Origin of the sequence: Citrobacter sp. MGH105 (assembly GCF_001037485.2) — a bacterium.
Taxonomy (GTDB): Bacteria; Pseudomonadota; Gammaproteobacteria; order Enterobacterales; family Enterobacteriaceae; genus Citrobacter; species Citrobacter portucalensis.
The window spans coordinates 215,323-228,119 of the sequence record NZ_CP073048.1 but is presented as its reverse complement, the minus strand read 5'-3'; the positions used below and the strand labels follow the sequence as shown (position 1 = coordinate 228,119).

Below are 12,797 nucleotides of genomic sequence, written 5' to 3'. Positions count from 1 at the left end.
TCCTAGTAAATGGTGTTGTTTAACATCATTGCCGCCTGCGTACGGTTTTTTACCTCCAGGCGCTGGTACAACGATTCAAGATGGGCTTTTACCGTTCCGGTACTGATATTTAACAGTCGACCAATTTGTTTATTAGATTCTCCGGCGGCCAGCATGGTCAAAATCTCCCGCTGACGCGCGCTGAGCAATCTGATATTTTGCCCACCGCTTTCGGTAGCGGTTATGCAGTCTCTGGGGATAAACATCATACCCATCGCGACGCTATTGAGGGCCAGCGTAAAGGTTTCCGCGTCAGAATCGCGCGGAACAATGGCCAGCACGTTCAGTTTAGTGACCTCTTGCAGCCATTTTTTACGGCAGTCCGTTGCGGTCACCAGCACCTTCACCATCGCAAAGCGCTCTGCTATCTGTTGCAGCAAGCTACAGCAGAACTCAGCATCAAGGTCGCCATCCAATATAACTAATGCCTCGGGTTTATCTTCCAGCGTCAGCCAAAGTTCATCTGCCTGACTGACACCCTGAACATCCACTCCTGGAATACGTTGCTGCAAACTTACATTCATTCCATGAATAAATATTGACTGCCTGTCAAACATTACTACCTGCATTATTTATCTCCATCCGAATAGGATATTAGCCTTAACATGCGGAAGGGTATTACCCATAGGGTAAAATAAGAAGTCACCATTTGGCGGGGGGCCATTTTACCGATAGATGGGGAAGAAAGAAGCAGAAGTTATGAATAGTTACAGCTCAACCCGAAGGATCATACAAAGGAACAAAAACAGGTTCGAAAATTAGGGAAAGTCTTAATATTCGACGCTCATGATAAGACAATGAATATTAATTAATATGATTTTATATTTTTAGCTAAAAATAAGATATCTACGACAATGGATAAATCTGTTACAAAATACAATCTAGCATTAAGTGCTTATTCAACGCATGCCGTGACCTGTTGAATAAGCACCTTATGGGTTTACAGGAACATTCCGCCGGATACCTCGATACGCTGTGCCGTCATCCAGGCCAGTTCATCGCTAAGCAGCGCAGCAATTGCATCGCCGATATCATCCGGCAAACCAACGCGTCCCAGCGCCGTTTGCGATGCAATGTACGCATTCAATTGCGCATTATCCCGCACATTTCCGCCGCTAAAATCCGTTTCTATTGCGCCTGGCGCAATAATATTCGCCGTTATGCCGCGCTCTCCCAGCTCTTTTGCCTGATAACGGGTTAACACTTCCATCGCACCTTTCATGGCTGCGTATGCGCTGTAACCCGGTAGCGCAAAGCGGGCAAGCCCGGTCGAGACATTGAGGATGCGACCACCTTTATTCATCAGCGGTAGCAAGCTCTGCGTCAGGAAAAAGGGGCCCTTAAAATGGATGTTCAAAAGTTGGTCAAATTGCGCTTCAGTAAATGCCGGATACGGTGCGTTAATGCCGATCCCGGCATTGTTCAATAAATAATCAAATGCGTTACTTTGCCACTGCGTTTGTAACGTTCCCTGCACCTGTTGAACAAACTGAGGGAATGTAGAAATATCACCGACATTCAACGGTAATGCCGCCGCTTTACCGCCAGATTGGCGTATTTCATCCACAACCTGCTGCGCTTCTTTTTCATTGCTGTTCCACGTCAGGATAATACCGATTCCTTTACTCGCCAGCTTCAGCGCCGCGTTCTTACCGAGTCCACGGCCGCCGCCAGTCACCAATGCGATACGTTGCGTCATAAGAAACCTCATTTCAGGTGTTGTGAAGATTGAGACAAAGCTTATTAGGTGATAGAAGAACAATAAATACTGCTAACTGCGCATTACTGTTTCATTTAGAACAACAATAGGGCATGAGAATGGATAAAATTCACGCAATGCAGTTGTTCATCCGCGTCGCAGAACTGGAGAGCTTTTCGCGCGCGGCAGACACCCTCGGACTTCCTAAAGGTAGCGTATCGCGCCAGATCCAGGCTCTGGAAAATCATCTGGGCACGCAATTGTTGCACCGCACAACACGCCGCGTTCAGCTCACGCAAGACGGCATGATCTATTACGAACGCGCGAAAGATCTGTTGAGTAATCTGGATGAGCTGGATGGGCTGTTCCATCACGATCCGTCCAGCATCAGCGGCAAGCTGCGCGTTGATATGCCGGTCGGTGTAGCAAGAAACCTGGTGATGCCCCGCTTACCGAGCTTTTTGCATCAGTATCCGGGCCTGGAACTCGAACTCAGCAGCAGCGACCGCCTGGTGGATTTGGTCCGCGAAGGTTTCGACTGTGTGGTACGCGTAGGTACGCTGAAAGATTCAGGGCTGATTGCGCGCCCGCTGGGGAAACTCACGCAGATTAACTGCGCCAGCCCGCAATACCTCGCCCGCTTTGGTTATCCGGAAAATCTGGAGGATCTTGCCTCGCATGCAGTGGTGCATTACTCGGTCAATTTGGGAACGCGTGCGCAAGGTTTCGAAGTGGCGACAGAAAACGGCACGCAATGGGTTAAAACCGGCGGCATGCTAACGGTAAACAGTACCGAAACCTATCACGCAGCATGCCTTGCCGGTCTGGGCATTATTCAGGTGCCGCGCGTTGGCGTGCGTGATGCCCTGCGCGCCGGTACGCTGGTCGAAGTGTTGCCGCAATATCGCGCCGAGCCAATGCCAGTCTCTTTGCTTTATCCGCATCGGCGCAACCTCTCCCGCCGGATACATCTGTTTATGGAATGGCTGACTGGCGTGATGAAAGACTATGTGGATTAGTCCATTTTTCAGGATGCGCCCCTGAGCAGGCTATAATGTCATGAGTGAACAAAATAAGGACAACCGATCGGATGACGCAGGAACAAGACGCAAAACACCCTACGCCAGAACATAAATCAGCCTCCGCCGCGCCGGAGAAAAACGCTAAAGCGAACCAGGCGCTGAAAACCGCGCTGACCTTCGCTGATAAAATTCAACGCCAGCCCATCATCGCCCATCTTATTCGTGCCGCAGAGCGGTTTAACGATCGTATGGGAAATCAGTTTGGCGCCGCCATTACCTACTTCTCGTTTCTGTCGATGATCCCAATCCTGATGGTGTCGTTTGCCGCCGCGGGTTTTATTCTCGCTTCGCACCCTACGCTGTTGCAGGATATCTTCAGCAAGATTCTGCTGAACGTCAGCGATCCGACGCTCGCCTCTACGCTTAAAAACACCATCAATACCGCCGTTCAGCAGCGTACGACCGTAGGTTTGGTTGGGCTGGGTATCGCGCTCTATTCCGGCATTAACTGGATGGGGAACCTGCGCGAAGCGATTCGTGCCCAGTCGCGGGATGTTTGGGAACGTACGCCGCAGGATCAGGAAAAAATTTGGGTCAAATATCTGCGTGATTTTGTTTCCTTGATTGGCTTACTGGTTGCGCTGATTGTTACTCTGTCCATTACCTCTATCGCCGGTTCCGCCCAGCAGATGATTATCTCTGCGCTGTATCTCGACGGTATCGAATGGCTGAAGCCCGCCTGGCGACTGATCGGCCTGACCATCTCTATTTTCGCCAACTACCTGCTGTTCTTCTGGATTTTTTGGCGGCTACCGCGTCACCGACCGCGTAAGAAAGCGCTCATACGCGGTACCTTTATCGCGGCGCTGGGGTTTGAAGTCATCAAAATGATCATGACGTATACGCTGCCATCACTGGTGCAGTCGCCGTCGGGCGCGGCATTTGGTTCCGTGCTTGGACTGATGGCGTTCTTCTACTTCTTCGCTCGTCTGACCCTGTTTTGCGCAGCCTGGATTGCCACGGCGGAATACAAAGACGACCCGCGTATGCCGGGGAAAACACACCGCTAATCTTTGTTAACTGGCCGGATTGGGCTGCGCCGATCTGGCCTACGGGAGAGTATTGTTGGCCGGATAAGCGCAGCCCCATCCGGCAATTATAATGCCGCCCGCTCTCACTGATTTAGTGAATAAATCCAACCCGTAACTTTTATTTAACCAAAAACCAGTTTTATCATCCAAGTTTTAAATTGTGTGAAGCATTTCATGGAAGTGAAATCTCAAGCCTAAAAATTATCCCCTTTTTGCTCTGTTTTTGACCAATCTCAAAGTTTGTTACAGATTGAAATGTCTCTTTTGCTGTGCGTAATATGACCTTTCGTTCGGCCAAAAATAAGAAAATATTATGCAAGCAACAGCCACAACACTCGACAACGAACAGGAACACACCCCGGTCAACTCGCGCAATAAAGTTGTCGTCGCCTCGCTCATTGGCACCGCCATTGAGTTCTTCGACTTCTATATTTACGCCACCGCCGCGGTGATCGTGTTCCCGCATATCTTCTTCCCGCAGGGGGATCCGACCGCGGCTACGCTACAGTCCCTCGCCACTTTTGCTATCGCCTTTGTGGCCCGACCAATCGGTTCCGCGGTGTTCGGACATTTCGGCGATCGCGTCGGCCGTAAAGTCACGCTGGTTGCTTCACTGCTTACCATGGGGATCTCAACAGTCGTCATTGGCCTGCTGCCGGGCTATGAAACTATCGGCATTTTCGCCCCACTGCTGCTGGCGCTGGCGCGTTTTGGTCAGGGTTTAGGTCTGGGCGGTGAATGGGGCGGCGCAGCGTTGCTGGCGACGGAAAACGCGCCACCGCGCAAACGCGCGCTGTACGGATCATTTCCGCAGTTGGGCGCGCCTATCGGTTTCTTCTTCGCCAACGGTACCTTTCTGCTGCTCTCCTGGCTGCTGACCGACGAACAGTTCATGAGCTGGGGCTGGCGCGTACCGTTCATCTTCTCCGCGGTGCTGGTGATTATCGGTCTGTACGTCCGCGTTTCGTTGCATGAATCCCCGGTCTTCGCCAAAGTAGCCGCGGCGAAAAAACAGGTGAAAATCCCGCTGGGTACTCTACTGACAAAACATGTTCGCGTGACGATCCTCGGCACGTTCATCATGCTGGCGACCTATACGTTGTTCTATATCATGACCGTCTATTCGATGACGTTCAGTACCGCCGCAGCGCCCGTAGGGCTTGGCCTGCCGCGTAATGAAGTGTTGTGGATGCTGATGATGGCGGTTATTGGTTTTGGCGTCATGGTACCGGTGGCGGGCCTGCTGGCCGATGCGTTTGGTCGCCGCAAGAGCATGCTTATCATCACCACGCTGATCATTCTGTTTGCGCTGTTTGCCTTTAAACCGCTGCTCGGCTCTGGCAATCCGGTGCTGGTGTTCGCCTTCCTGTTGCTGGGCTTAAGCCTGATGGGTCTGACATTTGGCCCAATGGGCGCACTGCTTCCGGAGCTGTTCCCGACCGAAGTGCGCTACACGGGGGCGTCGTTCTCGTACAACGTTTCGTCGATTCTCGGCGCATCAGTTGCCCCATACATCGCTGCATGGTTGCAGGCAAATTATGGTCTGGCGGCTGTTGGTACGTATCTGGCATCGATGGCGGCATTGACGCTGATTGCACTGCTGTTGACCCACGAAACCCGCCATCAGTCGTTGTAATTCTTTTGCCGGATGCGGCGTAACCACCTTATCCGGCCTGGGTTGAACATGAAATCCAGGCCGGATAAACATCCGGCCAGACATCACTTCTTCATCTGTGACAGGATCGTCCGGCACTGATTCGCGTCACCCTCTGACGGCGAAATCAGTGCCAACAAGGCTGCCGCAGGAGTGACTAACGTGGCTAATGCGGCAGCAACCGCACCGCGCGCAATCAGCGGTCCGGCCTTCACGCCAGCCTGCGGATTCTTAAAGGTGCCGCGAACATACAGCGGCGAACGCAGAGTAATAATACGAATCCCTTTGCTCTCCGGATCGATGGTTAAATCCAGTTGCTCCGACGCAAAGCTCGCCGTACCAGTGACATTAATGACTGCGTTTTCCGTGTCGAAAGCAAAAATCTGCGGACGCGCCACGCCGTTAACAATATCCAGATTCGCCGCCGCGCAGTTCACCCGCACTTCGTCATCACCAAATATCTGCCCGACAAGATAGTTCCCCAGATTCAAGCCCACAATTTCCATCAGATTCCGGCTGATCAAGCCGTCATTCATCAGCAGTTTCAGGTTGCCATTGCTGTTACCCAGCAGCGCCGCTACCGAGTTTCCACTTCCGCTAAACCGAGCGTCCCCGTTCATTTCACCGAGCGTTTTCTGCATCAGTTCCACATCGGGCATCAGCGCTTTTAGCTTCAGCCGCCGCGCCTGAATATCCGCCTGTCCCCGCATCGGCTTTTTATCCCCTTCCAGATGGATGCTGGAGACAATGCTGCCTCCCGCAAGACCAAATTTCAGCGGTTGCAGGCGCAGGTCGGCATTTTTCAGGATGATATGAGTGGAGAGATCGCTGATCGGCAGACTACTGCCATGCTCAATACGCCGTCCTTTGAAACGCACGTCAGCGTCCATCACGTTCCATTTATCGGTTTCAAAACGGTCATACGGCAAGACCTTGTCCGCAGGCTGAACGCTCTTCTCACCTTTGCGTTGTTCAGATTGTTTTGCCCGTTCCGCCCCTTTGCCTGAATCCACCCCGATCAGCGGCCCCAAATCGGCCAACCTCAGCTGGCGTGATTCCACATCACCCTTCAGCATGGGTCGCGGCTTACCGGTGGTGTAGGCCAGCGTTCCGTGAATATCGCTGTCGCCAATACGACCATTGAAATCGCGATAATCAAAAACAGAGGATTTTTCCGGGTCAATTTTCGCCACCAGACGTCCGTCGGTTTCAAACGGCGGCGTATCCGGGAGCAGTACGCCGGTCAAATCGTACAAATCCCCTAGCGAATCTCCCGAGAATTTAAGCCGCAGATCCGCCCCGCCCATATTCATCGGATCGTTTATCGTGCCGATAAACGCTACGCGCGTATTGCCCGAACGGAAATCAGCCTGAATCGGGAAAGGCGTATCTTCGCCACGCAGCGCCAGCATCCCGCCTATTTTTCCGCTACCACTCAGCGGTTCGCCGTTATATCGCCCTTGCGCTTTCAGCCCAAACACGTAGTCCTCGACGCGGGCGTTGCTCTCTTTACCTTTTGCGCCGGTCACTTCGCTAAAGGGCAACGGTTTACCCAGCGGATCGACCAGGATCTCAATCTCCGACTTCGTCACCTTATCGTTAATGGCGATACGTCCCTGGTCGAACAGAATGTTATCCAGCCGGAAAGACCATGCGGATGGCGGCGCATCAGGATCGCGGTTTTCGTCCCCAGCTAAGTTAAAGGTCCAGTTATTGTTTTTCTCCGACAGGCGGATCAGCCGCGCATCGGGTTTGACCAGCTTGACCCACGGGAGCCAGACGGTTTTTGTCAGCAGTGCCAGCGGGGCGAGCGTAGCTTCAACGCGCGGGAGATGCACCATGGTGACGTCGGGAATGTCCGGCGGGTTGCCGAGGATGATATCTTCAGCATGAACATGCGGCCACGGAACCCAGCTACGCCAGCCAGTTTCCTGCTTCTGGCGTTCCCAAACCACGCCCAGGTCACCCCGTATAGCAAAGGGCCGGTTGAGTTCTGTAGAGACTTTCTGGTTGATGGTCGGTTTGAGCCGGTTCCAGTCAAATGTCGCAATCACAATAATGAGTACGACGATCAACAACAAGAAAACCCCTATTACTGAAGTGGTTATTTTACCTGTTTTCGTCATGTCTAACCTCCTTACTTCCTTCCTTGCCTGTCCTAAAGATAGTCCAGCAGGATGAAAAGGAGGTGCGCTACGCCCTCATCAAAGCGACAGGATCACCTCTTCAAGCGTATCCAGAGGCACTGGACGAGAGAGAAAATAGCCTTGCGCAGCGAAAGCCGGTGAGTTTTGCACATCGCGCCACTCTTCCAGCGTTTCAACGCCTTCGACAATGACACCGCGGCAATAGCGGTTCATGAGCTGCAATAGTAGTGTGAAGAGATTACGTCCCTCCGGCGTCTTGCGCAGCATGACGAACAGATCCCGCGCCACTTTGATATAGTCATAACTCACTTCACTAAGCGCCGAGAAGTTCGCCATTCCGGTACCAAAGTCATCCAGCCAGAGCGGGCCGAACTCGCACATTGAGGCGAACGACGACCCCTTCGGCAAGCGGATATGTTCCACCAGCTCAAAACGCAGCCACGGCAGGCCTTCAATGATTTTCAGGATTTCGGGATCCTGACGCATCGCAATGAGTGTTGGTCCATCGACATTCACTGAAGCCAGCAGGTTGTTGGCTCTGAAAAAGCCCCCTTTCAGCTCAAGCTGCAGAAGTTGCTCTTTCACTACATCAACACGATGCCGTACAGCCACTTCAGCAAAATAGCGGTCTGGTGCAATACGTTGGGAAGGGTTATCAGGATGGCTCACGACGGTCAGCAGTTCAACGGCCATCAGCCGTCCGTTGGTCTGGTAAATTGGCTGGTAGGTGTAAGCACGCTCGCACTGCAGCCAATAGCGTCTTTCCAGCAAGCTTTCAATACTCGCATCGGGCGTAATGAGCTGCTGGGTAACCTGCTTTATCATCTGAGATGTCCTGTAAATAAGAGTGTGACTGACCGGACTCGTCAAAGGTTATCGGCGCTCAGACGAAGAACTTTACGTTCAGCTGTGCGCAAAAATAAAAACTAAGCGGCAAAAACAACGCAGAACACGTGCTGGCTCAAAAAAATAATGGAACGATGTTTTAATATAGTTGACCACTTAACACCCACAGCGCACACTAACGCTAATTTTTTTCAGAGCAGGTTACGACTATGTCCAGAAAGATTGCCGTGATTGGCGAATGCATGATTGAGCTGTCACAGAAAGGCGCTGACGTTCAGCGCGGATTCGGTGGCGACACGTTGAATACATCCGTTTATATCGCCCGTCAGGTCGATGCGGCGGCACTTTCCGTACACTATGTGACTGCACTGGGTACCGACAGTTTTAGCCAACAAATGCTGGAGTCCTGGCAGGGTGAAAACGTAGATACCTCATTAATCCAACGCATGGAAAACCGCCTGCCGGGTCTCTACTACATTGAGACCGACAGCACTGGCGAGCGCACCTTCTATTACTGGCGTAATGAAGCCGCCGCAAAATTCTGGCTGGAGAGCGATCAGTCTGCCGTGATTTGCGAAGAGCTGGCGACATTTGACTACTTGTATCTGAGCGGAATCAGCCTGGCGATTTTAAGCCCGGCAAGCCGTGACAAGCTGCTGTCATTGCTGCGTGAATGCCGTGCCAACGGCGGAAAGGTCATTTTTGACAATAACTACCGCCCACGTCTGTGGAGCAGCAAAGAAGAAACCCAGCAGGTGTATCAGCAGATGTTGGAATGCACCAATATCGCATTCCTGACGCTGGACGATGAAGACGCACTGTGGGGTGAAAAACCCGTTGCCGAGGTGATTGCCCGTACTCACGCAGCTGGCGTTCAGGAAGTGGTAGTGAAGCGCGGCGCAGACTCTTGCCTGGTTTCCATTGCAGGCGAAGAACTGATCGACGTTCCGGCCGTTAAATTGCCGAAAGAGAAAGTGATCGATACCACTGCGGCCGGAGACTCCTTCAGCGCCGGGTATCTGGCGGTCCGTCTGACCGGTGGCGATGCCGCCGAAGCCGCAAAACGCGGCCACCTGACGGCAAGCACCGTCATTCAGCATCGTGGGGCGATTATCCCCCGCGACGCCATGCCGCAATAATTTATTGTTCCTGTAGGCCGGATAAGGCGTTAACGCCGCATCCGGCACTGGGTAAGCCGGGAGCGCTTCACTTGCCCGGCTTACAGGTTACGATACCCTTTACTGTACAGGCGGGATATCCGTCACTTCAGGGTGTGATTCATCCGTTTCAACAGACGTTGCCGCTGCGGTAACGGGCGCCATAATGCTATCCCACGTCGCCTGCAGATCCTTCATATTGAATTCAGGTTCACCCTTCGGCTGCAGCAGAATTAACGCCATATCTTGCGACAGCTGCTGACGCAGGTCCTGATTCAGCATCTCAACGCTCAGGCTGTTGAGGAAGCTCTGGCGTAAACGCTGGTACTGTTCAGGCGCAATATCCACCACCTGATTTTGCAGCGAGCGCAAACGCTGGCTGATCAAAATATCGGTATCGGTACGACCATAGGTGGCAAACAGCTTCTGCAGTTCCAGATTCTTTTGCGCTACCAGCGCATTGAACTCTTCTTCCGGCAGTCCCTTATCACGCACTTTCGCCAGCTCACGCGCAACCGTACCCAGATTGGCGTTCAGCTTATCGTTCGGCGACTCAACGTTAATCGCGCACTGCGCGCGCAGGAACAGCACCCGGCAGTCAAATCCGAGGCCAATGTCTTTGGCATTGTTTTTGGTTAGCTCTTGCTGAATGTGCCAGAACAGCGCCTCACGAGCTAAATCAGCGCGCCAGTAACGTAACAGCGCGGCAGATTCACGGATCGGCTGCCACGGCGTATCCCACATAATAGACAGGCGATCCTGGCGTACCGCATCGGTCATAATACTCACGGCTTCAGCTCGCAGCGGAGAGAGCGTGGGAACCGGTGCAGGCGTTTCGCGTTTTCCTTTTAACTCGCCAAAGGTTTTATTGATTTGCTCAGCTACGCTGCGTGCATCAACGTTACCGACGATGATCAGCGTCATCGCGTCCGGGGTATACCATTTCTGGTAGAAAGACTGAATTTTCGACGCGTCTACCGGCGTTTTCAGCGGATCGGCGGGATCGTGCCCCAACAGGGTCGATCCCTTCAGACGGTAACGCCACCACCCTTCTTTGGTATCTGATGGCCAGGTTGCAACCATATCTTCGCTATTCAGCGCATGATTGACCGTTTCAGAGGTGATGCTCAGTTTACCGGAGATATTCGCCAGATAAGAAAGTGACTCTTTCAGTAGGTCGTTACGGCTGTTAGGCAGACTGAGGTTATACAGCGTGGAATCATAGGAAACGATAACCGGCGGCATGGGACGTTTGGGATCGAACCCCTGCTGCCACAGTGAACGGGCTTGCGTGGCATCGAGGCCACCGCTTTGCGTCAGCGCGATACGCGGGATCGCATGGCTGAAACCACTCTGTTGCGCACTTTCGGTGAGTGAACCGGTATTGACCAGCAGGCGAACCTCAATACGGTCGCTCGGACGCTGGGGAGTGGCTAACACTTGCCACTGTAAACCATTTGCCAGCGTGCCCTGTTGCCACGCTGGATCAGGCTGGAGCGCATCTGCCTGCACATAGCCGGCAGTGGCCATCATCAGCAAGCCGCCCGCTAAAAGTCGAATTTTTGTGCCCTGCATGTGAACCCCTGATCAACTATCCTGGAAATAAAAAGACAGCCCTCGAAAGGACTCTCTGAATATGACGTTAAAAACACTTCGTGTTAGACCGCGAGAACATAAAAATGTCACGGAAGAAGTGAAAAAATCCCGAGCCGCCGAATCGACGGTTTCAGGCACAGGGGGTAATTATGCGCAAACGCCCGCAGTCCTGGAAGGGACTACGGGCATAAGTGACGAGATTAAGAGGATAAATCGTGCGTTTTGCCATCCGGCGCACGATTATTCAGCGTGTCATCCAGCTTTTTGGTATCCAATTCTTTCACCCATTTAGCCACAACGACAGTTGCAACACCGTTACCAATCAGGTTGGTCAGCGCACGGGCTTCAGACATGAAGCGGTCAATACCAAGAATCAGTGCCAGGCCTGCAACCGGTAAATGCCCCACCGCAGAGATAGTCGCGGCCAGAACAATGAAGCCACTCCCGGTCACACCCGCTGCACCTTTTGAGGAGAGCAGGAGCACCACCAACAGGGTTATCTGATGGAAGATATCCATGTGGCTGTTGGTCGCCTGAGCGATAAACACCGCCGCCATCGTCAGATAGATTGATGTCCCATCAAGGTTAAACGAGTAGCCCGTGGGTATAACCAATCCGACAACCGACTTCCGACAGCCCAGTTTTTCCATCTTATCGAGCATACGCGGCAGCGCAGACTCGGAAGAAGAAGTACCCAGAACGATCAGCAGCTCTTCACGGATATAGCGGATGAATTTAAAGATACTGAAGCCGGTTGCGCGCGCAATTGAACCCAGCACCAGCACCACAAACAGAATACAGGTGATGTAGAAGCAGATGATTAGCTGACCCAGTTGCACCAGCGTTCCGACGCCATATTTACCGATGGTAAAGGCCATAGCACCGAAAGCACCGATAGGCGCCAGGCGCATGATCATATTGATGATGCCGAAAATAACCTGCGAGAAACTTTCAATCACGTTGAAAATCATCTGGCCCTTGCTGCCCAGACGATGCAGCGCAAAACCAAACATTACTGCAAACAGCAATACCTGCAGGATGTTACCGCTGGCAAACGCGCCAATGACGCTCGCCGGGATAATATCCATCAGGAAACCTACGATCCCCTGGTCTTTTGCCTGTTCGGCGTAAATCGCAACCGCTTTGGCATCCAGCGTCGCCGGATCGACGTTCATCCCGGCACCGGGTTGCACCACGTTAACAATGATAAGACCGATGATCAGCGCAATCGTACTGACCACTTCAAAATAAAGCAGTGCAACCGCACCGGTGCGGCCTACAGCTTTCATACTTTCCATGCCTGCAATGCCGGTAACGACAGTACAGAAGATGACAGGTGCGATGACCATCTTGATGAGCTTAACGAAGGCATCACCAAGCGGTTTCATTTGGGCGCCTAATTCAGGGTAGTAATGGCCAAGGAGAATACCAATGGCAATCGCTGTCAGGACCTGAAAGTAAAGGCTTTTGAATATAGAGGTTTTCATAGGGTGTCCTTAAAGTAAAAACCACAGGTCTTGTAAGGTTTTGTTTAACCTGCGGCCTT

The 12,797-nt window shown here is 52.4% G+C and carries 10 protein-coding genes; 4 read left to right on the top strand and 6 right to left on the bottom strand.

From position 1 onward, the window contains the following. Window positions 1–2 precede the first annotated feature (2 nt). Window positions 3–608: a helix-turn-helix transcriptional regulator gene (locus SK35_RS01060; RefSeq protein WP_003827446.1), complete on the bottom strand. Its 606-nt coding sequence runs from the start codon at window positions 606–608 to the stop codon at window positions 3–5. Between the two features lie 371 nt (window positions 609–979). After that, window positions 980–1,738 (bottom strand): SDR family NAD(P)-dependent oxidoreductase, encoded by a 759-nt coding sequence (locus SK35_RS01055; protein WP_048215346.1) that lies wholly within the window; start codon window positions 1,736–1,738, stop codon window positions 980–982. Window positions 1,739–1,857: 119 nt separating this feature from the next. On the opposite strand from SK35_RS01055, the gene SK35_RS01050 reads away from it, so the two are divergent. The 3 genes from SK35_RS01050 to SK35_RS01040 all read left to right on the top strand — a co-directional run bounded on the left by SK35_RS01050 (window position 1,858) and on the right by SK35_RS01040 (window position 5,487). Then, window positions 1,858–2,757, top strand: a complete 900-nt coding sequence (locus tag SK35_RS01050; protein WP_048215345.1) for a LysR family transcriptional regulator — start codon at window positions 1,858–1,860, stop codon at window positions 2,755–2,757. Window positions 2,758–2,828: 71 nt separating this feature from the next. Further along, window positions 2,829–3,830, top strand: coding sequence for an inner membrane protein YhjD (yhjD, locus tag SK35_RS01045; RefSeq protein WP_048215344.1), 1,002 nt, complete (start codon window positions 2,829–2,831; stop codon window positions 3,828–3,830). A gap of 334 nt (window positions 3,831–4,164) precedes the next feature. Beyond that, window positions 4,165–5,487, top strand: coding sequence for an MFS transporter (locus tag SK35_RS01040; RefSeq protein WP_003023312.1), 1,323 nt, complete (start codon window positions 4,165–4,167; stop codon window positions 5,485–5,487). 83 nt (window positions 5,488–5,570) lie between these two features. On the opposite strand, the gene SK35_RS01035 is transcribed toward SK35_RS01040, so the two are convergent. Together SK35_RS01035 and pdeH are read right to left on the bottom strand one after the other, a co-directional pair. Further along, window positions 5,571–7,631, bottom strand: a complete 2,061-nt coding sequence (locus SK35_RS01035) for an AsmA family protein (RefSeq protein ID WP_048215343.1) — start codon at window positions 7,629–7,631, stop codon at window positions 5,571–5,573. Window positions 7,632–7,709: 78 nt separating this feature from the next. Further along, on the bottom strand, window positions 7,710–8,477 hold the full coding sequence (gene pdeH / locus SK35_RS01030; RefSeq protein WP_008786408.1) for a cyclic-guanylate-specific phosphodiesterase: 768 nt from the start codon (window positions 8,475–8,477) through the stop codon (window positions 7,710–7,712). A 230-nt stretch (window positions 8,478–8,707) separates the two neighbouring features. Between pdeH and SK35_RS01025 the strand changes: the two genes are divergently transcribed. Further along, window positions 8,708–9,637, top strand: coding sequence for a sugar kinase (locus tag SK35_RS01025; RefSeq protein WP_048215342.1), 930 nt, complete (start codon window positions 8,708–8,710; stop codon window positions 9,635–9,637). A gap of 99 nt (window positions 9,638–9,736) precedes the next feature. On the opposite strand, the gene SK35_RS01020 is transcribed toward SK35_RS01025, so the two are convergent. Then, window positions 9,737–11,230: a M16 family metallopeptidase gene (locus SK35_RS01020; RefSeq protein ID WP_032945317.1), complete on the bottom strand. Its 1,494-nt coding sequence runs from the start codon at window positions 11,228–11,230 to the stop codon at window positions 9,737–9,739. A gap of 221 nt (window positions 11,231–11,451) precedes the next feature. Next, a complete protein-coding gene (gene dctA, locus SK35_RS01015; protein WP_008786411.1) occupies window positions 11,452–12,738 on the bottom strand; it encodes a C4-dicarboxylate transporter DctC in 1,287 nt (428 codons plus the stop codon). Window positions 12,739–12,797 lie beyond the last annotated feature (59 nt).